General features: G+C 60.2%; 23 protein-coding genes. 12 read left to right on the forward strand and 11 right to left on the reverse strand.

The annotated features are described in order from the left end of the window. Positions 1-66 precede the first annotated feature (66 nt). Positions 67-846: an N-acetylmuramoyl-L-alanine amidase gene (locus tag BT119_RS06725; RefSeq protein ID WP_003367397.1), complete on the forward strand. Its 780-nt coding sequence runs from the start codon at positions 67-69 to the stop codon at positions 844-846. Positions 847-899: 53 nt separating this feature from the next. Here BT119_RS06725 and BT119_RS06730 read toward each other — a convergent pair whose 3' ends face one another. Next, positions 900-2,687: a KinB sensor domain-containing domain gene (locus BT119_RS06730; protein ID WP_003367399.1), complete on the reverse strand. Its 1,788-nt coding sequence runs from the start codon at positions 2,685-2,687 to the stop codon at positions 900-902. 10 nt (positions 2,688-2,697) lie between these two features. Beyond that, complete coding sequence (gene algB / locus BT119_RS06735; protein WP_003367401.1) at positions 2,698-4,044, reverse strand: sigma-54-dependent response regulator transcription factor AlgB; 1,347 nt, start codon at positions 4,042-4,044, stop codon at positions 2,698-2,700. 197 nt (positions 4,045-4,241) lie between these two features. On the opposite strand from algB, the gene BT119_RS06740 reads away from it, so the two are divergent. The 4 genes from BT119_RS06740 to BT119_RS06755 all read left to right on the forward strand — a co-directional run bounded on the left by BT119_RS06740 (position 4,242) and on the right by BT119_RS06755 (position 6,288). Beyond that, positions 4,242-5,081 (forward strand): BON domain-containing protein, encoded by an 840-nt coding sequence (locus BT119_RS06740; protein WP_003367404.1) that lies wholly within the window; start codon positions 4,242-4,244, stop codon positions 5,079-5,081. Positions 5,082-5,310: 229 nt separating this feature from the next. Continuing rightward, positions 5,311-5,598, forward strand: a complete 288-nt coding sequence (locus tag BT119_RS06745; RefSeq protein WP_057457162.1) for a hypothetical protein — start codon at positions 5,311-5,313, stop codon at positions 5,596-5,598. 55 nt (positions 5,599-5,653) lie between these two features. Continuing rightward, complete coding sequence (locus BT119_RS06750) at positions 5,654-5,818, forward strand: DUF1328 domain-containing protein (protein WP_002555679.1); 165 nt, start codon at positions 5,654-5,656, stop codon at positions 5,816-5,818. A 2-nt stretch (positions 5,819-5,820) separates the two neighbouring features. Beyond that, positions 5,821-6,288, forward strand: a complete 468-nt coding sequence (locus tag BT119_RS06755; protein WP_003367410.1) for an inhibitor of vertebrate lysozyme family protein — start codon at positions 5,821-5,823, stop codon at positions 6,286-6,288. A gap of 253 nt (positions 6,289-6,541) precedes the next feature. On the opposite strand, the gene BT119_RS06760 is transcribed toward BT119_RS06755, so the two are convergent. Both BT119_RS06760 and ompR read right to left on the reverse strand, forming a co-directional pair. Next, entirely contained in the window at positions 6,542-7,852 is a 1,311-nt protein-coding gene (locus BT119_RS06760) for an ATP-binding protein (RefSeq protein WP_003432212.1), read from the reverse strand. Between the two features lie 163 nt (positions 7,853-8,015). After that, the gene (gene ompR / locus BT119_RS06765; RefSeq protein WP_003318889.1) at positions 8,016-8,756 is read right to left on the reverse strand and encodes an osmolarity response regulator transcription factor OmpR; all 741 of its coding nucleotides are present in this window, start codon (positions 8,754-8,756) and stop codon (positions 8,016-8,018) included. A 299-nt stretch (positions 8,757-9,055) separates the two neighbouring features. Here ompR and BT119_RS06770 point away from each other — a divergent pair, with 299 nt between their 5' ends. The 3 genes from BT119_RS06770 to gshA all read left to right on the forward strand — a co-directional run bounded on the left by BT119_RS06770 (position 9,056) and on the right by gshA (position 13,592). Next, on the forward strand, positions 9,056-11,374 hold the full coding sequence (locus BT119_RS06770) for a Tex family protein (protein WP_003367415.1): 2,319 nt from the start codon (positions 9,056-9,058) through the stop codon (positions 11,372-11,374). Continuing rightward, positions 11,374-11,757: a PaaI family thioesterase gene (locus tag BT119_RS06775; RefSeq protein WP_003367417.1), complete on the forward strand. Its 384-nt coding sequence runs from the start codon at positions 11,374-11,376 to the stop codon at positions 11,755-11,757. The genes BT119_RS06770 and BT119_RS06775 overlap by 1 nt, the downstream gene beginning before the upstream one ends. Before the next feature lie 242 nt (positions 11,758-11,999). Then, on the forward strand, positions 12,000-13,592 hold the full coding sequence (gene gshA, locus BT119_RS06780; protein WP_003432210.1) for a glutamate--cysteine ligase: 1,593 nt from the start codon (positions 12,000-12,002) through the stop codon (positions 13,590-13,592). A 330-nt stretch (positions 13,593-13,922) separates the two neighbouring features. Here gshA and argA read toward each other — a convergent pair whose 3' ends face one another. Together argA and argE are read right to left on the reverse strand one after the other, a co-directional pair. Beyond that, positions 13,923-15,221, reverse strand: a complete 1,299-nt coding sequence (argA, locus tag BT119_RS06785; protein WP_003367421.1) for an amino-acid N-acetyltransferase — start codon at positions 15,219-15,221, stop codon at positions 13,923-13,925. 140 nt (positions 15,222-15,361) lie between these two features. Then, entirely contained in the window at positions 15,362-16,510 is a 1,149-nt protein-coding gene (argE, locus tag BT119_RS06790) for an acetylornithine deacetylase (protein WP_003367423.1), read from the reverse strand. Between the two features lie 163 nt (positions 16,511-16,673). Here argE and BT119_RS06795 point away from each other — a divergent pair, with 163 nt between their 5' ends. After that, a complete protein-coding gene (locus BT119_RS06795) occupies positions 16,674-18,041 on the forward strand; it encodes a CYTH domain-containing protein (protein ID WP_003367425.1) in 1,368 nt (455 codons plus the stop codon). A 306-nt stretch (positions 18,042-18,347) separates the two neighbouring features. Here the strand turns inward: BT119_RS06795 and BT119_RS06805 are convergent, their stop codons facing one another. Further along, the gene (locus tag BT119_RS06805; RefSeq protein ID WP_003432206.1) at positions 18,348-18,827 is read right to left on the reverse strand and encodes an Lrp/AsnC family transcriptional regulator; all 480 of its coding nucleotides are present in this window, start codon (positions 18,825-18,827) and stop codon (positions 18,348-18,350) included. Positions 18,828-18,952: 125 nt separating this feature from the next. Here BT119_RS06805 and BT119_RS06810 point away from each other — a divergent pair, with 125 nt between their 5' ends. The 3 genes from BT119_RS06810 to BT119_RS06820 all read left to right on the forward strand — a co-directional run bounded on the left by BT119_RS06810 (position 18,953) and on the right by BT119_RS06820 (position 21,656). Continuing rightward, on the forward strand, positions 18,953-19,300 hold the full coding sequence (locus tag BT119_RS06810) for a hypothetical protein (protein WP_003367427.1): 348 nt from the start codon (positions 18,953-18,955) through the stop codon (positions 19,298-19,300). Between the two features lie 110 nt (positions 19,301-19,410). Continuing rightward, the gene (locus BT119_RS06815) at positions 19,411-21,195 is read left to right on the forward strand and encodes a type IV pilus assembly ATPase TfpB (RefSeq protein WP_003432204.1); all 1,785 of its coding nucleotides are present in this window, start codon (positions 19,411-19,413) and stop codon (positions 21,193-21,195) included. Positions 21,196-21,335: 140 nt separating this feature from the next. Next, entirely contained in the window at positions 21,336-21,656 is a 321-nt protein-coding gene (locus BT119_RS06820) for a DUF2388 domain-containing protein (RefSeq protein ID WP_002551535.1), read from the forward strand. Between the two features lie 69 nt (positions 21,657-21,725). Here BT119_RS06820 and gcvH read toward each other — a convergent pair whose 3' ends face one another. From gcvH to BT119_RS06840, 4 genes are all read right to left on the reverse strand, one after another. After that, a complete protein-coding gene (gene gcvH / locus BT119_RS06825; protein WP_003367432.1) occupies positions 21,726-22,112 on the reverse strand; it encodes a glycine cleavage system protein GcvH in 387 nt (128 codons plus the stop codon). A 44-nt stretch (positions 22,113-22,156) separates the two neighbouring features. Beyond that, positions 22,157-23,239 (reverse strand): glycine cleavage system aminomethyltransferase GcvT, encoded by a 1,083-nt coding sequence (gene gcvT, locus BT119_RS06830; protein WP_003367434.1) that lies wholly within the window; start codon positions 23,237-23,239, stop codon positions 22,157-22,159. 154 nt (positions 23,240-23,393) lie between these two features. Then, a complete protein-coding gene (locus BT119_RS06835; RefSeq protein ID WP_003367436.1) occupies positions 23,394-25,010 on the reverse strand; it encodes an ABC transporter permease in 1,617 nt (538 codons plus the stop codon). A gap of 261 nt (positions 25,011-25,271) precedes the next feature. Next, positions 25,272-26,273, reverse strand: a complete 1,002-nt coding sequence (locus BT119_RS06840) for an extracellular solute-binding protein (RefSeq protein WP_003432198.1) — start codon at positions 26,271-26,273, stop codon at positions 25,272-25,274. Positions 26,274-26,362: the final 89 nt, after the last annotated feature.

The raw sequence follows: 26,362 nt of genomic DNA on the forward strand, positions 1-26,362 counted from the left end.
GGCGGCCCATGCTATTTGTACACATTTTGTTATGATGTTTCATTTCCTGCCGACGCTGCCGACCTCATGAAGCTGTATTTCTCCGCCTTTATCATGCTCATCCTCACTGCCTGCGCCAGCGGCCCCAGGCTGGACACCAGCCACCCCTCGGTAAATTTCGATGGCCGTGCCCAGTATGTGGTGATGCACTACACCTCGGCGTCACTGGAACGCTCGCTGCAATTACTGACCCATGGCGAGGTCAGCGCCCACTACCTGATCGGTGACGACAGCAAGGCCACCATCTACAAGCTGGTCGATGAAAACGCACGTGCCTGGCATGCCGGCGAAAGCGAGTGGGAAGGCCGCACCTGGCTCAACTCCAGTTCGATCGGCATCGAGATCGTCAACCCGGGCTTCAAGGAAACGCCGACAGGTCGCCTGTGGTATCCGTACACCGAAGCGCAGACCCAGTCGATCATTGTCCTGCTCAAGGACATCGTCAAACGTAACAAAATCGACCCCAAACACATCATCGGTCACAGCGACATCGCCCCGTTGCGCAAGCAGGATCCGGGGCCGTTGTTCCCGTGGAAACGCCTCGCTGCCGAAGGTCTGGGGAACTGGCCGGACGAACGCCAGGTTGCCCAGCGTCAGGCATTGCTGGCAGCCAACCTGCCGAGCATCACCTGGTTCCAGCAGCAATTGGCACGCCTGGGCTACAGCACTCCGCAAACCGGTGAGCTGGACGTCGCTACGCGCCAGGTACTGGCCGCGTTTCAGATGCACTATCGCCCGGCACGCTTCGACGGCGAGCCCGACGCACAGAGCGCGGCCATCCTGCAGGTGCTCAATCACTCGAATTGAAGCGCATGGGGGCTGGCGCTCAGTCAGCCGATAAGGGCCTGGCGATCAAGCCCTCAGAGCGGTAAAGCCATATAGAACTGCGTGCCCTGCCCTGGCCTTGAGTACACGCCCATGCGTCCGCCGTGCAGTTGGACGATCTCCTTGCACAGCGCCAGCCCGAGCCCGGCGCCGCCTTTCTTGCGACCCACCTGGACGAAGGGTTCGAAGATCCGCCCCTGCTGTCCGTAGGCAATGCCTTCACCGTTGTCCTCGACACTGATGATCGCCCGCTCGCCGTGACGCCTGGCCTGCAGGCGGATCAGGCCGTTCGGCGGCGTGTGACGCAATGCATTGTCCAGCAGATTATCCAGCACCCGCTCCAGTTGGGACTGATCGGCATGCAGACGCGGCATGGGCTCCTGCATATCCAGCATCAGCACAATATCCTGCTCCTGGGCCTGATCCTCGAAGCGCGCCTTGGCTTCCTGCAGCAAGGTCTCGACGGAGCAAGGTGCAAGTTTCAGCTTCTGCAGACCGTTCTGGTAACGCGAGAAATTCAGCAGGTCGTTGATGAGCTGCATGAGGCGCTGCATCTCTTCGGTGACTGTATTGAGCAGATCGGCCTCACGGGACTCGGGAGCGAAATGCAGACGCTCCTGAAGAAGGCCGAACGCCATGTGCATACCCGTGACCGGCGTGCGCAACTCATGCGAGGCGCGCAGGACGAACTCGCTGCGTACCCGCTCGAAAGCACGCTGTTCGGTCACGTCGTGCAGCACCATCACAGCACCCAGGATGTGGCCCTTGGTGTGACTGACCGGTGTCATGCTGTAGGTCAGCAATCGAGACTCGCCGTCGATTTCGATGGCCAGATCTTCCGGCGCGCGCTCCAGCGTTCCGCCCCGCAGCACCAGATGCAGTTGCTCATCCAGTTCTGGACGGCTCAATGCCTCGCCGAGACTTTGCCCAAGGCGACTCTCGTCCCATCCGAGCTGGCGCTGCGCAACAGGGTTCAGGTGCTCCAGGTGACCCTGGCGATCGATCATCAACAGGCCGTCGTCGATACTGTCGAGGACCGCTTGCAGGCGCTGCTGGCCCGCCAGAAGCTCATCGACGTTGGTCGCCTGATGCTGACGCAGGGCTTCGGCCATGATGCCGAAGCGCCGGGTCAGCAGGTTCATTTCTGCGGCCGAGGAAATGGGCAGCGTGACCTCGTAATCACCTTCCCCAATGCGATCGGCAGCCTTGGCCAGCGCCTCGATCGGTGCACCGAAACGGCGGGCGATGCCGTGCGCGGTCACAAAGCCGATGCACAGCACCGCCAGCCCGACCAGCCCCAACAAGCCGGCGATCCACAATGCACGGTCCCTGGAATTGATCTCGGCGGTGCTGATGTTCTCCAGTGCCTTGCGATGCACACTCAGCAGACCGTTGCGCAGAGCGTCGAAACTCTCGCTCAGTTGCGGGTTGCCCCGCATGCCTCGCGGATCATCGCCATATTGCTTCCAGGTGGCAATGAATCGCTGATAATCGCCCCGAGTCTTCTCAAAACCGTTACGCACATTTTGCTGGGTGTCCTGCGCCGACCCTTCCTCCAGCAGTTCTTCGAACTGCTGCTGGATTCTGTCCAGCTCAGCCTCATTGCGATTGGCACCGGTCATCAACGCCAGTTGATCACCCATGTTCTGGCGCAACTTCAAACCCAGATCGAGGATGGCGAAGTTATGCTGAATCAGTGATTCCTGAGTACGGGCCATCTGCATGACACTGACGAGCCCCAGCAGCAGCCCGAGCAACGCGACCGTGATAAGCGCCGAGATACTCAGGAAGAGGCGAGTGCGCAACTTCATGGCCAGCTTCATTTGAGGTATTTCATAGGTTGTACTGTTTTCGTTTGCGGTAAAGCGTCGAAGCATCGATACCCAGCGTCTTGGCGGCCTGATCAAGGGTTTCACTGGTTGCCAGTACGGCCCCGATGTGTGCCTTTTCAAGCTCGTCCAGACTCAAGGCCGCGCCCACACGTGGTGCATTGTTGGTCGGTTGCTCAGCCATGCCCAGATGACTGACCTCTACGCGATCCTGTGGACAGATGATGCTGGCACGCTCGATCACGTTGCGCAGCTCACGAATGTTGCCTGGCCAGCGGTAATTGAGCAGCGCGGCACGGGCTTCTTCGCTGAAGCCTCGGGCCGGACGCGCGTATTCCTTGACGAAACGCGCCAGAAAGCGGTCCGCGAGGGTCAGAATGTCTTCGCTGCGCTCACGCAGGGCCGGCAGATTCAGGGTGATCACGTTCAGGCGGTACAGCAGATCCTCACGGAAACGCCCGCTGCGCACCATGTCTTCAAGGTTGAGGTTGGTGGCCGCCAGGATGCGCACGTCGGCACGGCGGGTCACCGGGTCACCGACGCGCTCGTATTCCTTGTCCTGAATGAAGCGCAGCAATTTGGGCTGCAGCGTCAGCGGGAAGTCACCGATTTCGTCGAGGAACAGGGTGCCGCCATCGGCCTGATTGACGCGGCCCAGCGTGCTTTCGCTGGCACCGGTAAAGGCGCCACGACTGTGGCCGAACAGTTCGCTTTCCATCAATTCTGCGGTCAGCGACGGGCAGTTGATGGTGACGCAGGACTTCTTGGCCCGTTTGCTCCAGCCATGAATCGCCCTGGCCAGCTCGCCCTTACCGGTACCCGATTCGCCCAGAATCAGGATGTTGGCATCGGTCACGGCAACCTGACGGGCCGTTTCCAGTATCGCCATCATCGAAGGGCTGTGGGAATCCAGACCATCCTTGGGCTTGCGAACCTCGCCTTCCAGTGCTTCGAGACGGGCAGACAGTTGCCTGACTTCAAGCTGCTTGGCCGTTGCAAGACGCAACTGGTCAGGACTGCACGGCTTGACCAGGTAATCGGCTGCGCCCGCCTGAATGGCATCGACAGCGGTATCCACCGCCGAATGGGCAGTCACGATCACCACACGCATCCACGGCGCCTGAATCCGCATCTGCGCCAGCACGTCCAGGCCGTTGTCTTCGCCCAGACGCAAATCGAGAAAGCACAGATCGAATACTTGACGCTGCATGAGCGTGTCGGCTTGGGCTGCGCTGTTGGCAGTGGCGACACTGTAGCCTTCGTCTTCCAGACAGTACCGGAAAGTGCGGAGGATGGCGGACTCATCGTCCACAAGCAGAATACGGCCCTGATTCTCAGTGGCTGCTTCCATTTTTCCTACGCTCCTTAATGAATTGTCTCAGTTAGTCTCGGAATCATCGGGCAAGTTGCATGGTCAATTCTGATTGATTCTTCGGCATGCATGGTAGCTTTCTGATCAGCTAATGGCGAACAGCCTGATTAATCCGCGTTTATGCCGTTAAAACCGTCCATTCGGAGACGAGATCTCACCGCAAAAGGAACGCTCCTATGTTTTCACTGAAAAAGATTGCTCTGATCACGGCCGCCGCTGCGCTGCTGGGCAGCGGCCCGGTGCTCGCCCAGCCAGACCTGCCCACTCAACTCGCCGAGGCGCGTCAGGAAGGTTCGATCTGGACAGCTTTCGCGCTGAACAAGCATCTGAGCCCGTTCAAGATCGATGTGGGTGTCGAACAAGGCACCGCGACGCTCAAGGGCAAGGTTGAAAACGAAGTGGACCGCGAGTTGGCCGAACGCATCGCGCTGGATACCAAAGGCATTGAAAAGGTCGACAACCAGCTGGAGGTAGATCCTTCTGTTGCCAGCGAGCCCGGCACACGGACCAACATGGCTCAGCGCTTCGAGGATGCGACGCTGGTCGCGACGGTGAAATCCAAACTGCTGTGGAGCAGCGTGACCGAAGCGCTGACCATCGATGTTGACAGCAAGGACGGCGTGATCACCCTCAAGGGCCGCGCGCAAAGCCCTGAAGCGAAGGAACTGGCGGGCAGCCTGGCGAGTAACACCGATGGCGTGGTCAGCGTCAACAACCTGATCAGCCTCAGCGCGGCCGACTCGATTGCGGCCAAGACCCAGCCACAGTCGCTGACCCCGACCGAGGAAATGAGTGACGCCTGGATCACCAGCAAGGTCAAGGCGAGCCTGATCTACAGCCGGACGCTGGATGGGCTGAATATCAAAGTAGACACCAAGGCAGGTGTGGTCAGCCTGAATGGCGTGGTTGCCAACTTCGCCGAGAAGGAACTGGCCGTGGAAATCGCGCGAAATATTCGTGGCGTAAAAGGCGTCAACGGCGACGCACTGAAGGTCATGGCGCGCAGCGCAGGCTGACAGTTCAGGGCCGGCGTGTCGAACGCTTCGTGCAGAACGCACGATTACAAAGGGGTAATCGTGCAGCTTGCTGGTAGGACGCTCTCGGCAAACTTAATAAGCTGTTGATTTTAAAGGATTTTAATCCACTCAAAAAACTGGCATGCAGTCTGCAATAACCTATTCAACAAAGGTCGATACACAACGACCCATCAGATTGAATGCCCACTCAGGCCAGGGGAGTTTGCAGATGAACAGCCAGCGTATTGCACAATTGCGTATCTCTCCCCTGCACATCCAGCAAGGTCTTTTTCTACTCCTTGCCCTGCTCGTCACTCTGATCGCCATTCAGCAGTTCCAGCGTTGGAATCAAGCCAACGAGGCAACTCAACCAAAACAGCAATTCATCCAGACCAGCAGCATCTCCTATCGCGGCGTCAGCGCTCCAGCGGTCAAGGACATGTCCTCAAGCCTGCGCAACGTTGACGGCCTGGTTTCTGTAGATGAAGTCGCTCCACAGCAAAAATGGGTTTTCTGACCCGACCTTAAAAGCTGCACCTCTTATTAAAACGGCATCAAAAAGGAGTATCACCATGTTGAGTTGGGCAATCACGTTTCTGATCATCGCTATCGTCGCTGCAGTACTGGGCTTCGGTGGTATCGCGGGCACGGCTACTGGTATCGCCAAGATCCTGTTCGTCGTCTTCCTGGTGATGTTCGTTGTGTCGTTCTTCTTCGGTCGTCGCGGTCGAGGCTGATAATGCACACGTCATTTCGCACACTGGCCGCCGCCCTGTTGATGGGTGGCAGTGTCATGGCCATGGCAGCCAATGATGGACAGTCTCGGGTCAATGAGCTTCTGAGCTCCGCCCCCGAGTACCGCACCACCTGGGCGAAAGTCGTCAAGAAGGAAGAGCGTTTGCCGGATTGGGTGATCAACCTGTCCGGTGCTTCCGAGCAGCAGATGACGGCGGCCACTGAAGATGGCGACAACTACCTGGTTGGGCCGCTTTGCGAAACGGCCGATACGTGCAAAAGCAAGCGCCTGATCGTGGCTTTCAGCCTCGACAAGGAAGATGCTTACGCTATGTTGGTTGAAGTGCCTGCCGGTCTTCCCGCAGACAAATCGCCAACACGTCACGCGACTTACCGTTATCTGGGTAAGCCTGACGAGGGTATGCAAAAGCTCTTGAATGAAGAGCTGCGCAAAGACCCTAACTGGTATTGATTCAGAAGAAAGGTGTCGACTCCAGTAGTCGCACCTTTCGGCTTTGTGCGGCCTGAGGAAGGTACGCGCATGACCAGGGGGCCGGGACGCGTTGATCAAGTGGATCGGCGTGACCTAGGGGTACAGGGAGTACCTCCGCCAAGGGCCGGGTCAGGCAAGCCGCCGTGCAAGTCCACGAGAATGCGTCGACCTTTCGAACGCCTCCAGTGACCTTGCACGGCGCTTTATATTTCCTTCCTGCTTCGATCCCGTCTTAAATTGCATCCCTCGGCAACATCAGCCCCAGTGGCAACCTGACGCGTGCTTCAAGACCACCTCCCGAACGATTCCTCAACTCGACGTTACCCCCGTGCATGGCAGCAATACGCTTGACGATGGCCAGGCCGAGGCCGGTGCCCTTGCCACTGCGTGCGCGATCACCGCGAATGAACGGGTTGAAAATGGTGTCCAGTTCGGACGGATCGATGCCCGCCCCCCTGTCCAGCACACTCAACACTACGTAGGGCGCGTTTCGGTCACCGGATACATAGGCAGCGACTTCGATACCGTTGCCGGCATGGTGCTTGGCATTGCCAATCAGGTTGGTCAGCAGGCGCTTCATCGACACCCGACGCAGCGGGAAGGGCGGAATAGGCTCCAGACACAGACGGATGCTGTCTTCATCGTCATTGAAGGGTGCAACCACATCGCGCACCAGATGCCCCAGATCGACCTCTTCGATCTCCTCGTCACGGCCATCGCGGATGAACGCCAGGAACTGATCGAGAATGGCGTCCATGTCCTCGATATCGCGCACCATGCCTTCGGAGAACTCATTGTCGTTCATCAGCTCCAGAGACAGGCGCAGGCGCGTCAGCGGTGTGCGCAGGTCGTGGGAAACCCCGGCCAGCATCAGCTCGCGTTCCTGCCCGGCCTGCTCGACGTCTTCGGCCATCTGATTGAAGGCCCGATAGACTTCGGTCATCTCGCTCGGTGTGTCACTCACCGGCAGCCGCACGCTGCGCCCCTGCCCCAACTGGCGCGCCGCAAACACCAGACGCTTGAGCGGCTGACTCAGTTGACGCACGAAAATCCAGGCTGATGCCGTGGAAAGCAACCCGATGGCCAGGAACCAGCCCAGCACGTTCCAGATTTTCTGACCGCGCAACGGGTGCGGATAAAGCGGCACTTTCAGCCAGCCGTCACCCAGGCTCGGCGCTCGCACCCACAGCGCGGGGGGCGCGTGTACCCGCAGACGCACTTCCGTATCGGCACCCAGCTCCGCCTGCATCTGCCGCTGATAGATCTCACTGTAAGGCCAGTGCTGCTCACCTTCCGGCACGCCACCGCCCACCACCCGAATCAGACCTGCCGCCTCGGCAATCGCATCGCGGTCGCTTTCACCGGCAGCCCAATAAGCACGCAGTGTCAGAGCAACGCCGTGGCTGTATTGCCTGTCGACCAGCACGTCTTCGTTCATCAGCAGATAAACCAGCGTCAGGGCCTTGGAAAACAGCACGACGATGAGCACCAGCCAGAGCGTGCGGGAGAAAAAGCTTTGCGGGAACCAGAGCGGAGTCTTCATAACTGCAGCCATACACTTTGCAGGGCGAGCGAGGCTCGCAGGTTTGCCGAACGCGGGCCGGACCCGATGGACGAACGCAAAAAACCAGTACGTCGATAAGCCTGTGAAAGATTATCGACGTAACTGGCAGCAATGACGGATGTCTGTGCCGACAACCGGGTTATCAGCGACTTCCGGCACCGTCCGGAACGAATACATAACCTACGCCCCAGACCGTCTGGATATAACGGGGCTTGGACGGGTCAGGCTCGATCAGGCGACGCAGACGGGAAATCTGTACGTCGATGGATCGCTCCAGCGCATCCCACTCCCGGCCACGCGCCAGGTTCATCAGTTTGTCGCGGGTCAGCGGCTCGCGAGCGTGCATGACCAGCGCTTTCAGTACCGCGAATTCACCGGTGGTGAGCATGTGCACTTCTTCACCGCGCTTGAGCTCGCGGGTTGCCAGAGACAGCACGTAGTCACCGAAACTGACCGACTCGTCTTCGCTGCCAGGGGCGCCGGGCACCGGTGCCGCCTGACGACGCAACACCGCCTTGACCCGCGCCATCAGCTCGTCCGGGTTGAACGGCTTGGCCAGATAATCGTCAGCACCCAGTTCGAGCCCCTTGATGCGGCTCAGCTCATCGCCCTTGGCGGTCAGCATGATAATCGGCACCTGATTGTTCGCGGCACGCAGACGACGACAGGCCGAAAGGCCGTCTTCGCCGGGCAGCATCAGGTCCAGCACCACAAGGTTGAAAACCTCACGGGCCAGCAGTCGGTCCATTTGTTCCACATTTGCCACGGCGCGGGCACGGTAGCCCTTGCTGGTGAAAAAACGTTCCAGGAGACTGCTCAGCCCCGGATCGTCATCGACAATAAGGATTTTTTCGCCTTCGGCATTTTGTGCGGTGCTGCTCATCGGATGCTCCTCTGATCTCGGGGCGCATTATGGCGTAGCTGCGGTGATGCGCACCTTGTGCATTGTTAGCAGATTTTACTGGAGGCGACACTTGTGCCTGCGTTTTCGCCGAAAAAACACCCCATTTGTCGGCCGATCCCCTAATCCGGCTTCGCTGGGTATAATGCGCCGCCCTCGAAGTCAGGCAACGCCGGACTCATGGCGGTTCGCCAGCCCTGAAAATAAATGCTGGCGCACGATACCCAGGCAAGGCAATTCGTACATAGCCCAGTTTTTTGCTCACAACTCCAGGTGGTTTTATGGACAGCATCAACAGCCGCATCGCCGAAGAACTCGGCGTACGCCCACAACAGGTCGCAGCGGCCGTAGCACTACTGGATGAAGGCTCGACTGTGCCCTTCATTTCCCGCTACCGCAAGGAAGTGACCGGCAGTCTTGATGACACGCAACTGCGCCATCTGGAAGAGCGCCTGCGTTATCTGCGTGAACTGGACGAACGGCGCGTCAGCATTCTTGCCAGCATCGAAGAGCAAGGCAAGCTGACCCCGGAGCTGGCGCGCGACATCAAGCTGGCCGATACCAAGACCCGCCTCGAAGACTTGTACCTGCCTTATAAGCAGAAACGCCGCACCAAGGGCCAGATCGCCCTTGAAGCCGGGTTGGGCGAACTGGCCGATGGCCTGTTCAACGACCCGAGCCTGGCCCCTGAAGCAGAAGCAGCCCGCTTCGTCGACGCGGAAAAAGGCGTAGCCGATGTAAAGGCCGCGCTGGAAGGCGCCAAGTACATTCTGATGGAGCGCTTTGCCGAGGATGCCTCGCTGCTGGACAAGCTGCGCAGCTTCCTCAAGCAGGAAGCGGTGATCAGCGCACGCGTGGTACCGGGCAAGGAAGAGGAAGGCGCCAAGTTCCGCGACTACTTCGAACACGACGAACCGCTCAAAAGCATGCCGTCGCACCGTGCGCTGGCGATTTTTCGTGGTCGCAATGAAGGCTTTTTGAGCTCCGCACTGAAAGTCGGTGAAGAATTGCCGGGCGCCATGCACCCGTGCGAGCTGATGATCGGTGAGCGCTTCGGCATCCAGAACCAGAACCGCCCGGCAGACAAATGGCTGGCCGAAGTGGTGCGCTGGACCTGGAAGGTCAAGCTGTACAGCCACCTTGAAACCGATCTGCTGGGTGAGCTGCGTGACGGCGCGGAAACCGAAGCGATCAATGTGTTCGCCCACAATCTGCACGACCTGTTGCTGGCCGCGCCGGCCGGTCAGCGTGCCACGCTGGGCCTCGACCCAGGTCTGCGCACCGGCTGCAAGGTCGCCGTGGTCGACGCCACCGGCAAACTGCTCGACTACGCCACCGTCTATCCGCACGTACCGAAAAACCAGTGGGACCAGACCATCGCCGTACTGGCCGCACTGTGCGCCAAGCATTCGGTCGACCTGATCGCCATCGGCAACGGCACCGCCAGCCGCGAAACCGACAAGCTGGCTGCCGACCTGATCAAAAAATACCCGGGTCTGAAGATGACCAAGGTCATGGTCTCCGAAGCAGGCGCTTCGGTGTACTCGGCATCGGAACTGGCCGCCAAGGAGTTCCCGGACCTCGACGTGTCGATCCGTGGCGCGGTATCCATTGCCCGTCGCTTGCAGGACCCGCTCGCCGAACTGGTGAAAATCGACCCGAAATCCATCGGGGTCGGCCAGTACCAGCACGACGTGTCGCAGCTCAAGCTGGCGCGCGGCCTGGATGCGGTGGTGGAAGACTGCGTGAACGCCGTGGGCGTGGACGTGAACACGGCCTCCGTGGCGCTGCTGGCACGCATTTCCGGCCTCAACACCACGCTGGCGCAGAACATCGTTGCGCATCGTGATGAAAACGGCGCGTTCAAGACCCGCGCGGCGCTGAAGAAAGTCAGCCGCCTGGGCGAAAAAACCTTTGAACAGGCCGCCGGTTTCCTGCGCGTCATGACCGGTGACAACCCGCTGGACGCCTCCGCCGTTCACCCGGAAGCCTACCCGCTGGTGCAGCGCATTGCGGCTGAAACCGACCGGGACATTCGCTCGCTGATCGGCGACGCCAGCTTTCTCAAGCGCCTGGACCCGAAGAAATTCACCGACGAGACCTTTGGTCTGCCGACCGTGACCGATATCCTTCAGGAACTCGAAAAACCGGGCCGTGATCCGCGTCCGGAGTTCAAGACTGCCGAGTTCCAGGACGGGGTCGAAGACCTCAAGGACCTGCAACTGGGGATGATCCTCGAAGGCGTGGTCACCAACGTCACCAACTTCGGTGCGTTCGTCGATATCGGCGTGCATCAGGACGGTCTGGTACACATCTCGGCGTTGTCCGAGAAGTTCATCAAGGACCCGCGTGAAGCGGTCAAGGCCGGTGATGTGGTGAAAGTGAAGGTCATGGAAGTCGATATCCCGCGCAAACGCGTCGGCCTGTCGATGCGCATGAGCGACACGCCCGGCGAGAAAATCGATGGCGCACGCGGTGCCCGTCCAGGTTCTTCGCCTCGTCAGAACAACGCTCCGCGCAAGGAAACCACTGCGCCAGCGCCCGCCAACAATGCGATGGCGTCGCTGTTCGCCAATGCCAAGCAACTGAAGAAGCGCTGATGGATATTCCTGAAGATCTGACCCACAGCGCCTATTTCAAGATGCTCGGCTGCGAGCTGCGGCGTCTGGACGAGGGCGTTGCCGAAGTTGCGTTGCCGCTGGAGGCGCACCTGCGCAATCGCGGCAACGTGATGCACGGCGGTGCAATCTTCAGCCTGGTCGATATCGCCATGGGCCTGGCCTGTTCCAGCGCTCACGGTTTCGACCAGCGCAGCGTGACCATCGAGTGCAAGATCAACTACGTGCGTGGCGTCTCCGAGGGCGAAGTCCTGTGCATCGCCAAGGTGCTGCACGCGGGTCGCCGCACGCTGGTGGTCGAGGCTGAAGTCGTTCAGGGCGACAAGCTCGTCGCCAAGGCCCAGGGCACATTTGCGGTGATCTAGACTTGATCAAGGGCTGATGAAAAGCATCCCTGCGAACTGAACCTAGCCGTACCGACATCATTTGGGTTAATTTCGGCACCATTAGCGTGGTGCCGAGTCCATTTGGGTAGTACGACAAAGAGCAGTGATTGTGAACAGGCGCTACCGACCCACCAGGCGACTACGCCAGTTCCTTTCTTCACCCTTGTAGACCGTCAAGTCCACCCCCATATCGGGGCGACCGATGCGTGAAGGATTACACCTTGAGCGAACTTTTAAACCGTCGTCTTGCATTGCTCGGCGAGCGTAACAACCTCTCTCTGCTGGAGCAGTGCCTGCACGGTATCGAGCGTGAGTGCCTGCGCGTTACCGCAACGGCAGAACTGGCCCGGACGCCCCACCCGCAAGCTCTGGGTGCCGCCCTGACCAATGGTCAGGTGACGACCGATTATTCCGAATCGCTGCTGGAGTTCATCACGCCAGCCTTGAAGAACCCGGCCGAGACCATCGACAACCTGGACCGGATCCATCGCTTCGTTTACAGCAAGCTGGACAACGAACTGCTGTGGAGTCCGTCGATGCCTTGCCCGTTGCCGGACGAAGAGCACATACCGATTGCCTATTACGGCACGTCGAACATCGGCAAGCTCAAGTACGTGTACCGCAAGGGCCTGGCGCTGCGTTACGGCAAGACCATGCAGTGCATTGCCGGCATTCACTACAACTTCTCGTTGCCGGAAGACGCGTGGGCGCTGCTCAAGCAGACCGAAGACTTTGCCGGCGATGCCCGCGACTACCAGTCGCATTCCTACATCGCGCTGATTCGTAACTTCCGCCGCTACAGCTGGCTGTTGATGTACCTGTTCGGCGCTTCACCGGCACTCGACGCGGGGTTCCTGCGCGGCCGCAAGCATCAGCTGGAGCAACACTTCGACGCCGACACCCTGTATCTGCCGTACGCCACCAGTCTGCGAATGAGCGACCTGGGTTATCAGAGTGACGCCCAGGCCGACCTGACCCCTTGCTACAACGATCTGGTCAGCTACACCGATAGCCTGCGCAAGGCTGTGGCCACGCCTTACAAGCCTTACGTCGAGGTCGGCACTCATGACCAGAACGGCGAGTGGGTACAGCTCAATACCAACGTGTTGCAGATCGAGAACGAGTACTACTCCAACATTCGTCCCAAGCGTGTGACTTATAGCGGCGAACGCCCTATTCAGGCGCTGGTGGCCCGTGGTGTGCAGTACGTCGAAGTACGCTGCCTGGACATCAACCCGTTCCTGCCGACCGGCATCAGCCTGGAGCAGTCGCGCTTCATCGATGCCTTCGTGCTGTATTGCGCCCTCGAGGAAAGCCAGCAACTGGCCAGCCACGAATGCTCCAACGCAAGCTCGAACTTCCTGTCAGTGGTCAAGGAAGGGCGTCGCCCGGGCCTGAGCCTGATGCGTGACAACCGCCCTGTCGATCTCAAGACCTGGGCAACCGAGTTGGTGGAGAAGATAACGCCGATTGCCCGCCTGCTCGATCAGGCTCAGGGCACCGATGAGCACCTCAAATCGATTGCCGTGCAACAGGCCAAGATCGACGATACCGCGCTCACACCGTCTGCTCAGGTGCTGGCCAGCATGGAAGCGCATAACGAGGGCTTTACCGCGTTCTCCCTGCGCCAGAGTCAGGTCCATGCAGAATACTTCCGCACTCACCCGCTGAGCGCTCAGGAACAGGCAGACTTCGAAGCCCAGGCCAAAACCTCGATCGAAGAACAGGCCGAACTGGAAGCGACCGAGGAAGTGGTGGATTTCGACACGTTCGTGGGGTCGTATCAGGCGAGCATTCTGTCGATCAGCAACTGATCGTGCAATTAATGTGGGGAGCTTGCTCTCGAAGGTGCCGGTGCAGGCGCGACTATCGTGCGGCGCTCTGCGTCGCATGCCTTTCTGGACGCTCCGCGTCCTCTTGACGACGCAGAGCGTCGAGAACTGCATTCCCACGCTGGAGCGTGAGGAACGATCATCTCAACTATCGTGCCCAATGCTCTGCGCTTCTGCCCGAAGGGCGTGGGTGAGCCTGCTCACGAAAGGGACGGTTCAAACGTCCCTTTCCGGCGGCTTGTACCAGCCTCTTCGTGAGCAAGCTCACTCCCACAAAATATAGCCAAGAGTGCTCTGCGTCCGCCCCCAGGCTTATATCGCCTTTTCGAAGATCTTCGAATTACGCTGGTAGTTGTACAGCGAGGCGCGGGCGCTTGGCAGACGGTCGACGCTGCTGGGTTCGAAACCGCGTTCGCGGAACCAGTGTGCGGTGCGGGTGGTGAGGACGAACAGGGTCTTGATACCCAGGGCCCGGGCGCGGTTTTCAATACGCTCCAGAAGCTCGTCACCACGGCCGCCGTGCCGGTATTCCGGATTGACCGCCAGACACGCCAGCTCGCCCGACTCCGAATCGGCAATCGGATACAGCGCAGCACAGGCGATGATCAGCCCTTCGCGCTCAACCACGCTGAACTGCGTGATCTCGCGTTCCAGCACTTCGCGGGAACGACGCACCAGAATGCCCTGCTCTTCCAGCGGCGTGATCAGGTCCATCAGACCGCCGACATCCTCGATGGCCGCTTCGCGCACCAGTTCGAACTGCTCCTGCGCGACCAGCGTGCCGCCGCCATCGCGGGTAAACAGTTCGGTGAGCAGCGCGCCGTTCTCGGCATAACTGACGATATGGCTGCGCGCGACACCGCCACGGCAGGCCTCGGCCGCGGCGTCCAGCAGTTCCGCCTGATAGTTGGCACCCAGGCGCTGCAGGTGCGCGGGCACCTGTTGCGGACGCAGTTCGCGCACCAACCGGCCCTGCTCGTCCAGCAAGCCGGTTTCGGCGCCGAACAGCAGCAGTTTGTCGGCGGCCAGATCGATGGCCGCGCGGGTGGCGACGTCTTCACAGGCCAGATTAAAAATCTCGCCGGTCGGTGAATAACCCAGTGGCGACAACAGCACGATATGACGCTCGTCCAGCAGGCGATTGATGCCCTTGCGGTCGACCCGGCGCACTTCGCCGGTGTGCTGATAATCGACACCCTCAAGCACACCGATAGGCCGTGCGGTGACGACGTTGCCGCTGGTCACTCGCAACCGCGAGCCCTGCATGGGCGAGGCGGCCATGTCCATCGACAGACGCGCCTCGATCGAAATGCGCAGCTGACCCACGGCATCGATCACGCACTCCAGCGTTTCGGTATCGGTGATACGCATGTCGCGGTGGAAGCGCGGGGTGATACCGCGCTGAGCCAGACGGCTTTCAATCTGCGGGCGGGAACCGTGAACCAGCACCAGGCGCACGCCCAGGCTGTGCAGCAGCACCAGGTCGTGGACGATGTTGCCGAAATTGGGGTGCGCAACGCCGTCGCCGGGCAGCATGACGACGAAGGTGCAATCGCGGTGAGCATTGATGTACGGAGACGCGTGGCGAAGCCAGTTGACGTATTCGGGCATGACAACAAGAGCCTGTAGAAAAAATGGACGAAAAAAAGAAGCACGCACAACGGTGTGGTGATTATCGTCGGAACAGGCTTGGCAGCACGCGCAGTCTCCTTTTACTCAAGATGCTTTCATTAACACAGGTTATGCCTGACTCACTGGGGCGTCAGGCAGTAATGTTCGATCAATTGACGTAACAGACGCACTGTAGGGTCAAGACGTGACATTTCGAGGTATTCCCCCGGCTGATGCGCACAGGCGATGTCGCCTGGGCCGAGCACCAGTGTCTCGCAGCCAAGGCGCTGAAGATAAGGCGCTTCGGTGCCGAATGCTACTGCTGCGGCCGTATGACCGGTCAGACGTTCAGCGACACGCACGAGTTCAGCGTCAGCGACCTGCTCGAACGGCGCGCATTCGGGGAACAGCGGCGCATAGTCGATCTGTACCTGATGCAGCTCGGCCAGCGGCTGCAGCTTCTGCCGAATGGCCGAACGCAGCACTTCCGGGTCCATGCCCGGCAGCGGACGCAGGTCGAATTCCAGCGAGCACTGGCCACAAATCCGGTTCGGGTTGTCGCCGCCATGAATACAGCCCAGGTTCAGCGTCGGCTGCGGCACCGTGAATTGCGGGTTGCGGTACTTCGCTTGCCACTGCGTGCGCAGGCCCTTGAGTTCGCTGATGGCGTCGTGCATGGCTTCGAGTGCGCTGTGCCCAAGGCTCGGATCGGAGGAATGGCCGCTGCGCCCGAGAATATCGATGCGCTCCATCATCACGCCCTTGTGCAGGCGGATCGGCTTGAGCCCGGTCGGCTCGCCAATCACCGCCGCACGACCCAGCGGGCGGCCGGCCTCGGCCAGCGCACGGGCACCGGCCATCGAGCTTTCCTCGTCGCAAGTGGCGAGGATCAGCAGCGGCTGCTTGAACGGCTGGTCAAGAAGGCCACGCACCGCTTCGATGACCAGCGCAAAAAAGCCCTTCATGTCGCAACTGCCCAGCCCGACCCAGCGGCCATCCACCTCGGTCAGCTTCAAGGGGTCGGTCTTCCACAGCGCCTCGTCGAACGGCACGGTATCGCTGTGCCCCGCCAGTACCAGACCGCCTGGGCCTGTTCCATAGGTCGCCAGCAGATTGAACTTGCCGGGGGACACTTGCTGGATGTCGCAGGCAAACCCCAGATCGCCGAGCCATCCGGCCAGCAGATCGATGACGGGGCGGTTGCTCTGGTCCAGAGAAGGCTGAGTGCAGCTCACCGAGGGTACGGCGATCAGGGCGGCGAACTGGTCTTTCATGGACGGCAACGGCATGGACGCTTCCTGTAATCGGGACGGAACACGGCCCATCATAGGGCCATAGCAACCCAGGAATAAACCGTTTCGGGCCATGTCCTGTACACTGACGGCCTCAGCAGCCGTTCAATCATGGGCTGCGCTCCCGTTTATCCGTATCAGCGTTTGGATTCCCCCGGCCATGCAAAAAGAAACAGAAATCAAACTCCGCGTCAGCCGCGAGACCCTCGCTGCACTGCGTGAACACCCGTTGCTCAAGAAGCGCAACAAGAGTGGCTGGGAGCGCCTTGAACTGTCGAACCAGTATTTCGATACCCCGCAAGGTGAGCTGGCGCAGGCCAAAGTCGCCCTGCGCATCCGCCGCGACGGCGATCAGATCATCCAGACCATGAAGACTCGCGGGCAAAGCGTGGCCGGCCTGTCCGAGCGCAATGAATACAACTGGGACCTGAGCAAGGCCAAGCTGGACCTGAAGAAGCTCGAAGGCGATTGCTGGCCCGAGCAACTGGCCGATCTGGACAAGAAAACCATCAAACCGCTGTTCACCACCGATTTCGTGCGTGAGAAAGCCGAGATCGCCTGGGGCCGTGGCAAGGCCAAAGTGGTGATCGAAGCCGCACTGGACCTGGGCCAGGTGGTGGCGGGCAAGCAGAAGGAAGAAATCTGCGAGCTGGAACTCGAGCTGCGTGAAGGCGAACCTGCCGCGCTGCTGGAGCTGGCCGCCGAATTGGCTGCAACGCTGCCGCTGATGCCGTGCGATATCAGCAAGGCCGAACGCGGCTATCGTCTGCTCGATGCCAGCAGCTACTCGCTGAGCCTGCACGCTCCCGCTCTGCACGCAGAAACGCCGCTGGACGACGCTTATTCCGCGCTGGCCTGGCATCTGCTGGGCAGCAGCCAGCGTCTGGCCGAGCAATACCGTTTCAACGGCCACTGGCGTCTGCTGCAGGACTGGGTCGAGATGCTCGCCGAACTGCGCGCCCTGACCAGCAGCCTCGGCCAGGCCGCGCCACGCACCTCGACCGCACAACTGCGTACTGCGCTGGACGCCTTGCTGGAAGACTGGCGACCGCTGGTTCAGGCCGGGCAGGACGATGCCGATGTACGCGGTGCCGCCCACGAGCAATTCCTGGAAGAATTGCAGGACACGCGCTGGGGCGAGTTCTCGCTGAATACCTCACGCTGGTTGCTGGCCCGCAGCTGGACCACCGAACGCAACACCCGCGGCAATCGTCAGGGCGCCGCACTGTTGAGCAGTTGGCTGCCACGCCTGCTGGGCGAAGAAGCCACGTCCCTGCAATTAAGTCGTTATCAGCAGCAGCCGGAAGACCTGGCAGAGCAACTGCCCCGCATCGAGCGCATCCAGTCATGGCTGCACTGGGCACGCGGCGCGCTGGACCTGCCGGAACTGGATCGCCTGTATGGCGAACTGCGCAAGCTGGAAGAACTGGCGCATCTGGACATCAGCGACGAAGTCCTCGATGCCCGCGTGCAACAGGCAATCACCGTATTCCAGAGCCGCGCGTGGAAAACCCTGCTGCGCTTGTAAGGGCTGGATTCGTGGCATTGGTCCCCACGCTCCGCGTCCGATCTTGAACATGTGGTGCGGCGCAAATTTGTGACGCAGAGCGTCACGAACTGCATGCCAACGCGGAGCATTGGCACGATAGTCATCTTGATGCGTAGGTTAACTATCGTCCCCACGCTCCGCGTGGGGACGCCGTTCTGGACGCTCTGCGTCCGATCTTGAGTGTGCGGCGCGGCGCAAACTTGTGACGCAGAGCGTCACGAACTGCATGCCAACGCGGAGCATTGGCACGATAGTCAAAAGCGCACCTCGGCATCCGGTATGAGTTCAGCCTCCCTGGCGCAGCAGCGGCAGGCTGGTGGTGGATTTGATCTCTGACAGCGCTACTGTCGAGTTCACTTCCTGGATGCCGGGCACCAGCGAAAGCTTTTCAAAGAAGAACCGCTCGTACGCCTCGATATCCGGGGTCACGATGCGCAGCAGAAAATCCACCGACCCCATCAGCACATAGCACTCCAGCACCTCCGGAAAACCACGAATCGCATCGGTGAACTCGGTGAAGTTGGAGCGCCCGTGGGCATTGAGTTTTACCTCGGCGAATATCTGTGTGTTCAGACCGATTTTCTTGCGGTCCAGCAACGCCACCTGACGGCGAATCACGCCTTCATCCTTGAGCCGTTGGATGCGGCGCCAGCAGGGTGATTGCGACAGACCGACCTGCTCGGCGATCTGCGCACTGGAAAGCGAAGCGTCTTCCTGCAGCAGCGCCAGAATCCTGCGATCGTAACTGTCCAGCTCGATTTGCATAATTAATTTTCTCAAACAGTCTGTGGCGCATTAACAAGTCTTATAAAGACTAATCCACCCAATGATGGACCAGAAATTTCTTTTCACGCATGCAAAGATTTCCAGCATCCTTCTGGAGTACCAGCATGCCCAATCTCGAAGCCGTCACCCCCCCTTCGCAGCGTCCAGATAGCTGGTCGTCGAGCAATGCGCAGTGCTGCGCACGCTACCGTGTCTGCGCCGAAGCCGAGCCTGCCTTGCTCTGTCAGGTGTTGAACCTGTTTGCCATGCAGTACCTGATTCCCGACCAATTGAGTGCCGTGCAGCAAGAGAACCTGCTGCTCATCGATCTTCAGGTCTCCAGATTGAGCTGGCATCGGGCACAAGTGATTGGTGAAAAAATGCGCAACCTGATCGACGTCTGCTCAGTGGAGGTCGAGCAAGTCGACGCCCGCAATACCGCGCAATCCCGTGTCGCCCTGGCGACGGGCTGAATCAATTCGCCTGCTCCGGCAATTCCCGGTCGCATAGAACGAACAACGCTGTCACGCTTGGCGTCTACTCTTGTTCATCGTCCAATGACGAATTGCCTCAAGGAGCGCACATGGCAGCCCTGGCCCCCTCTTCACAGGATCGCTGGCTCGATCTGAATGATGTGTTGCGTGATCTGGTTGCCGAAGGCTATCTCGGCCAGGACGACGCGGAAACGGCACTCACCCAACGTCGCAGCGCGGTGAACATCCAGCTGCATCCCCTCGAGTTTCTCGCTTCGCTGCAGTTTGACGACCTCAAGCGGCCGGGCAAGAAGCTGGACGTGGAAACCCTGACCGCCTGGCTGGCCAAAACCTGTGGCCAGCCTTACATGCGTATCGATCCGCTGAAGATCAACGTCGCGGCGGTCACACCACTGATGTCCTACGCCTTTGCCCAGCGCCACAAGATTCTGGCCGTGGCGGTCGATCGCGAATCGGTGACCATCGCCAGCGCGCAGCCTTATGTGCGCTCATGGGAAGCCGACCTGGCGCATGTGCTCAAGCTGCAGATCAAACGCGTGGTCGCCAACCCGTCAGACATCCAGCGCATGGCGATGGAGTTTTTCAGGCTGGCCAAGTCGGTCAGCGGTGCCAGCGCCTCTGAGCAAAAAATGAGCAACATGGGCAACTTCGAACAGTTGCTCAAGCTCGGCGCCAGCGATCAGGAGCCTGACGCCAACGACGCGCACATCGTCAATATCGTCGACTGGCTGTTCCAGTACGCCTTCCAGCAACGCGCCAGCGATATTCACATCGAGCCGCGCCGCGAACAGGGCACCGTACGCTTTCGAATCGACGGGGTGCTGCATAACGTTTACCAGTTTCCGGCGCAGGTGATCATGGCGATTGTCAGCCGCCTGAAAAGCCTGGGGCGGATGAACGTCGCCGAAAAACGCAAACCACAGGACGGGCGGGTCAAGACCACCACGCCTGAAAATCGTGAAGTGGAGTTGCGCCTGTCGACCCTGCCGACCGCGTTCGGCGAAAAAATGGTCATGCGGATCTTCGACCCCGAGGTTTTGCTCAAGGACTTCGACCAACTGGGCTTCTCCAGTGACGACCTGCGGCGCTGGCAGGAAATGACCCGCCAGCCCAACGGCATCATTCTGGTCACCGGCCCGACCGGTTCGGGCAAGACCACCACGCTGTACACCACCCTCAAGAAACTGGCGACCTCCGAGGTCAACCTGTGCACCATCGAAGACCCCATCGAGATGGTCGAGCCGGCCTTCAACCAGATGCAGGTGCAGCACAACATCGAACTGAGCTTTGCCGCCGGCGTGCGCGCGCTGATGCGACAGGACCCGGATATCATCATGATCGGCGAGATTCGCGACCTGGAGACCGCTGAAATGGCGATTCAGGCGGCGCTTACCGGTCACCTGGTGCTGTCGACGCTGCACACCAACGACGCACCCAGCGCCATCAGCCGGATGCTCGAACTGGGTGTGCCGCACTACCTGCTCAAGGCGACCATCCTCGGCGTCATGGCCCAGCGTCTGGTGCGTACCCTTTGCCCGCACTGCAAGGCCCCGATCAACCTGAACGAAACCGACTGGCAAACCCTGACGCGCCCCTGGCAGGCACCGGTGCCACCCGGCGCGCATCAGGCAGTCGGTTGTGTGGAATGCCGAGATACCGGCTATCGGGGCCGGGCGGGTGTCTACGAGATCATGGTCATGTCCGACAACATCAAGGCATTGATCTCGGCGGACCTCGACCTGACCGCCATGCGTCGTCAGGCCTTCAAGGAAGGTACGCGCAGCCTGCGTCTGTCCGGCGCGCAGAAAGTCTCGGCAGGCCTGACTACACTCGAGGAAGTGTTGAGGGTGACACCGCAGAGCGAACAACGTTGATCAGGGTGAAAGCGTTGTTCCAGAAGGCCGCGCGGCATGGCGAGCCCGCTAAAGTGAACTACGCGGTACACCTTGATTGAACTAGTTCGTAGCTTTGGCTATCCAACCCCTCAGAACAACCACAGCTGGAGTAATTCATCATGCGTCTCAAGTTCGCTGTCGCCACCGTAGCCTTGCTTTCCATCCCAATGGGTTCAGCGATGGCTGACACCTTCTGGCGTAATGTGCTGTCTTCCGGTGCAACCACCGGCTCGACTTACCTGACCTTCAAGGATCACAAGCTGATCGTTGCCGCCCAGGACGACGCAGGCAGCTTCGTCGCCAGCGACGGTGGCATCCGCGGTCCGTTCCTGGAAGCGGCCATCGAGCAGGTGCGCAAAGACAATCCAGGCCTGAAAGCCACCGACATGGAGCTGGCCAACGCGATCCTGGATAAGAATCTGGTCGCTGAAAACCAGTAAGTCTTGCCGATTAGCTTCGCGCATAAAAAATGCCGCTCCATGAGCGGCATTTTTGTGAGCGGCAATCGGTTATTCGCCGATGGCGCTCTTGTACCCGGCTGCATCCAGCAGCTTGGCCAGATCGCCGCTGGCGTCGCTTGGCTTGAGCTTGAAGATCCAGGCGTCGTACGGATCACTGTTGAGCGACTCGGGCGAATCGCCCAGCGCTGCGTTGACTTCGATCACCTCGCCCGCAACCGGCGAGTAGATATCCGAAGCAGCCTTGACCGACTCCACAACACCGGCGGTGTCAGCGGCAGCGAACACTTTGCCGATTTCCGGCAGTTCGACGAAGACCACATCGCCCAGTGCTTCCTGTGCATGGTCCGAGATGCCAACGGTCACGGTGCCGTCTGACTCCAGACGTGCCCACTCATGACTTTCGGCGAAACGCAGCTCGGCGGGAATATTGCTCATTTAGTCATCCTCAACATCGGGTCAGCGGAAAACCCGCCATTAGGTTAGATCAAGGTTTTGCCGTGGCGCACGAACGCAGGCTGCACCACGCGCACCGGGTACCATTTGCCGCGGATTTCCACCTCGGCCCGGTCAGCGGTCGCCATCGGAACGCGAGCCAGTGCAATGGATTTGCTCAACGTAGGAGAGAAACTACCACTGGTGATCTCTCCTTCGCCAATTTCTGCGACACGTACCACCTGATGCGCCCGTAAAACGCCGCGCTCTTCGAGCACCAATCCCACGAGTTTGAAGGCGGTTCCTTCAGCGCGTTCGCTCTCAAGTGCCTTGCGACCGATAAAATCACGGTCGGCAGGCTCCCAGGCGATGCTCCAGGCCATATTCGAGGCCAAGGGCGAAACATGTTCACCGATGTCCTGGCCATACAGGTTCATGCCCGCCTCAAGACGCAGCGTGTCGCGAGCGCCCAGGCCGATCGGCGAAATACCCGCGCCAACCAATTCATTGAAAAAGCTTTGAGCCTCTTCGGCAGGCAGCATGATCTCCAGGCCGTCCTCGCCGGTGTAGCCGGTGCGCGCGATAAACCAGTCACCGTCATCAAGCCCTTCGAACGGCTTGAGCTGGTGGATCAGTTCGGCGCGGGCGCTTGAAACCAGCTCGGCGATACGGGTTCTGGCCTTGGGGCCTTGAATGGCGAGCATTGCCATTTCACTGCGCTCGACCAGTTGCACGTCGAAGTCGCCCAGTTGCGCCTGCATCCAGGCAAGATCCTTGACGCCGGTCGCCGCGTTGACGACCAGCCGATAACCTTCAGGCGTGAGGTAGACGATCATGTCATCGATCACCCCGCCGCTCTCGTCCAGCATGGCGCTGTACAAGGCACGACCGGGGGTTTTGAGCTTGTCTACATCATTGGCCAGCAGACGACGCAGCCAGACCCGGGCCTGACGGCCGAGCACATCGATCACGTTCATGTGAGAGACATCGAAGACCCCACAGTCGCGACGCACCTGATGGTGTTCCTCGACCTGCGATCCGTAATGCAACGGCATGTCCCAGCCACCAAAATCGACCATTTTCGCGCCAAGGGCGAGGTGCAGGTCGAACAGGGGGGTACGCTGTCCCATGGGTTTCTCCTTCCGGGCGTGGCGAAGGTGCGGGCAGACGAGATCGGCAAGCCCCCCAATAAACCGGAGTTTGCAGCACGTAACAGCTGACCGAATTGTCTGACAGACCGCACCAATTGCGGCGCATTGTAGCCGCAAGGTGAGAACCCCGCACCTAGCCAGTCTGACGGGCAGAGCGGCGAATCAGCCCAATGACGGGTAATAGTCCTACAAGCACCAGCGACAAAGCTGGCAACGCAGCCCGTGCCCACTCGCCCTCGCTGGTCATTTCGAAGATGCGTACCGCCAGCGTATCCCAGCCAAACGGGCGCATCAGCAGGGTTGCCGGCATTTCCTTGAGCACATCGACGAACACCAGCAACGCCGCGCTCAGCGCCCCTGGCACCAGCAACGGCAGATACACGTTGAGAAACAACTTTGGTCCGCTGACCCCCAGACTGCGCGCCGCTTCAGGCAATGACGGGCGGATACGCGACAGGCTGTGCTCCAACGGACCGAAGGCGACGGCGATGAAGCGCACCAGATAAGCCAGCAGCAAGGCCGAGAGGCTGCCCAGCAGCAAAGGCTTGCCTGCGCCGCCCAGCCAGCCGGACAGCGGAATGACCAGTTCGCGGTCCAGGTAACTGAACGCCAGCATGATTGAAACCGCCAGTACCGAGCCAGGCAATGCGTAGCCCAAATTGGCGAGGCTGACGCCGGAGCGGATCGCAGGCGTGGGCGCCATACGTCGGGCAAACGCCAGAATCAGCGCCACACTGACGGTGATCAACGCCGCCATGCCACCCAGATAGAGCGTGTGCAGAATCAGCCCTGTGTAGCGCTCATCCAGATCGAAGCGGCCACGCTGCCAGACCCAGACGATCAGTTGCAGCATCGGCACCACGAAAGCACAGAGAAACACCAGCCCACACCAGAAGCTCGCGGCCAATGCCTTGAGGCCGCGCAACCGGTAAAGCGCAGCGCCACGCGGACGCTCGTTGGCCGGTCGGCTTGCACCCCGGGCGCGGCGTTCGCCGTACAGCAGCACCAGCACGGCCAACAGCAGCAGGCTGGCCAGTTGCGCAGCGCTGGACAGGCTGAAGAAGCCGTACCAGGTCTTGTAGATGGCAGTGGTGAACGTGTCGAAGTTGAACACCGACACCGCACCAAAATCGGCCAGGGTTTCCATCAGGGCCAGCGCCACCCCTGCGCCGATGGCCGGACGCGCCATTGGCAGCGCCACGCGCCAGAACGCCTGCAGGGGTGTGTTGCCCAGCACTCGCGCAGCTTCCATCAAGCCCTTGCCCTGCGCCAGAAACGCCGTGCGCGCCAACAGGTAGACATAAGGATAGAAAACCAGCACCAGGACGATGATCACCCCACCGGTGGAGCGCACCCGAGGCAGGCGCAGACCGGAGCCGAACCATTCGCGCAACAGGGTCTGCACCGGACCGGAAAAATCCAGCAGCCCGACGAATACGAACGCCAGCACATAGGCGGGGATCGCGAAAGGCAGCATCAGCGCCCAGTCCAGCCAGCGGCGACCGGGGAATTCACACAGGCTGGTGAGCCACGCCAGGCTCACCCCCAGCAACGTCACGCCCACGCCGACACCCAGCACCAGGATCAGCGTATTGCCCAGCAGACGCGCCATCTGGGTTTCAAGCAGGTGCGACCATATCTGCTGGTCAACCGTCTCCCACGACAGCAGCAAAACGCTCAGCGGCAGCACGACCAGCGCTGCGATGGCGAAAACCAGGGGGTACCAGCGGCGTTGGGCAGGATGGGCCACGGTGTTCTCGAAATCGGGATGGATGAGTGAGTGACAAGTCTCTGCGTCATTCGTCTAGGGCGCTGGAGCGCCCACCGTTACACACCCGGAAAATGGGGGGGATGAACCGTAGTATCAGGCCGGACATACACCTTTGTGGGAGTGAGCTTGCTCACGAAAGCAACAGTCCAAACACATCATTTACGGGGCTGTGCCGGCCTCTTCGCGAGCAAGCTCGCTCCCACGAGTCTTATGTATAACGATAAGGCACTGGGTATTAAATCAATTCCAGCCTGCGCGATCCATCATGCGTATCGCTTCTGCCTGACGCTTGCCTGCCACTTCGACCGGGAGGGTGTCGGCCTTGAACTGCCCCCAGCTCGCCACTTCTTCTGAAGGCGCCACGTTCGGGTTGGCCGGGAACTCCTGATTGACGCTGGAGAAAATCTTCTGCGCCTCAGGGCCGGTCATCCACTCGACCAGTGCCTTGGCCGCTTCAGGGTGCGGAGCGTATTGGGTCAGACCGATACCCGACAGGTTGACGTGCACACCGCGATCCGCCTGGTTCGGCCAGAACAGCTTCACCGCCAGGTCCGGTTTTTCCTTGTGCAGGCGGCCGTAGTAATAGGAATTGACGATGCCCACGTCGCATTGCCCGGCATTGATCGCCTCAAGCACTGCGATGTCATCGGAGAACACGTCGGTGGACAGGTTGTTGACCCAGCCCTTGAGGATTTTCTCCGACGCTTCGGCGCCGTGGGTTTCGATCAGCGTAGCGGTCAGCGACTGGTTATAGACCTTCTTCGCGGTACGCAGGCACAGGCGGCCTTCCCAATTCTTGTCGGCCAGCGCCTCGTAGGTACTCAGCTCGGCAGGCTTCACGCGGTCGGTGGAATAGGCGATGGTGCGCGCGCGAAGGCTCAGACCGGTCCAGCCGTGCGTCGATGAGCGATACTGCGGCGGAATGTTGGCTTCGATCACCGGCGAGGTGAACGGCTGCAGGATACCCATCTGCTCGGCCTGCCAGAGGTTGCCCGCATCGACCGTCAGCAACAGGTCGGCGGTCGCATTCTGGCCCTCGGCCTTGATGCGCTGCATCAGCGGCGCTTCCTTGTCGGTGATGAATTTGATCTTCACCCCGGTACTGGCTGTGTACGCATCGAATACCGGCTTGATCAGCTCGTCGATCCGGGATGAATACACCACCACTTCATCGGCAGCCTGAGCGGTGCTGCCCAGTAAAGTCAGTGTCAGAGCAGCCAGAAGACGCTTGCTTGCCTGCATCGGGGTATCTCGCGTTCGCAAAGGAGGCGAAATGGTAGTGAATCCCATTTGCTATCTCAATCGAAGCGGCAGCGGAGCCGTTACCGGAT

Origin of the sequence: Pseudomonas sp. NFACC10-1, from assembly GCF_900119195.1 — a bacterium.
GTDB classification, from domain to species: domain Bacteria; phylum Pseudomonadota; class Gammaproteobacteria; order Pseudomonadales; family Pseudomonadaceae; genus Aquipseudomonas; species Aquipseudomonas cerasi.